The sequence below is a fragment of the Vibrio sp. 378 genome (assembly GCF_033339435.1).
In genome coordinates, this window is sequence record NZ_JAWOUO010000181.1 from 1 (window position 1) to 1,013 (window position 1,013).

Genomic DNA, 1,013 nt, shown 5'->3' on the forward strand with positions numbered 1-1,013 from the left:
CGCTTTCTTCGGTGCTTGGTAGCGCATTCCAAACGGCTTTCACTAACGTCGCTAATGGGATCGCAAAGAAGACTCCCCAGAATCCCCACAAACCGCCAAACACCAGTACCGCAACAATAATCGCAACCGGGTGAAGGTTAACCGCTTCTGAAAATAGAACTGGCACAAGCACATTACCATCTAGCGCTTGGATGATGCCGTAAGCCAGCAACAACCAGTAGAATTGTGGCGTCATGCCCCATTGGAACAAACCAACAATCGCAACCGGTACGGTTACCGCTGCTGCACCAATATATGGAATCAATACAGAAAAACCTACAGCAACGGCCAAGAGCGCGGAGTAACGTAGGTCTAGAATCGCGAATGTTACGTAGCTCACGCCACCAACAATCAAGATTTCCAGCACTTTCCCGCGAATGTAGTTCGAGATTTGCTCGTTCATCTCGTGCCACACTTTGTTCGCTAGCTTACGGTTTTTCGGCAAAATGCCGCTCGCCATTCTAAGCATTTCTTCTTTGTCTTTAAGTAGGAAGAAAATCAGCAGCGGCACCAAAATCAAATACACCGCCAATGTGGCAATACTAACTAACGATGCAAGTGAGCCTTTTACCACGCTTTCACCCAAACCTAGTGCTTGGTTTTTCGCGTTGGTCACGACGGTTTCTACAATTTGTAGGTTCGCCAATTCCGGATGGCGCTCAGGCAACGTCATGATGAACTTTTGCAGCCCGTTATACATGTTCGGAATATCGTTGATTAAGTTGCCAACCTGAGTCCAGATCGTCGGAACCAAACCAAATAAGGCAATCAACATGATGCTGATAAAAATCAGCAGAACAATAATCACTGATAAGGTGCGAGGCACACCCATACGAGACAATTTAACCACTGGCCATTCTAGGAGATATGCTAATACGATCGCCACCAGCAATGGCGCAATCAAATGCCCAAAGAAGTAAATGGTGATAAAACCAAACAGCAAAATGGCGACAAGGCTTACTGCGTGGGGATCT

1 protein-coding gene is annotated in these 1,013 nt (G+C 46.8%); it reads right to left on the reverse strand.

Annotation, left to right across the window (positions count from 1 at the left end; genetic code table 11):
- On the reverse strand, nucleotides 1–1,013 hold a 1,013-nt coding region (locus R7Q48_RS24995), incomplete at both ends, for an AI-2E family transporter (protein ID WP_318132815.1).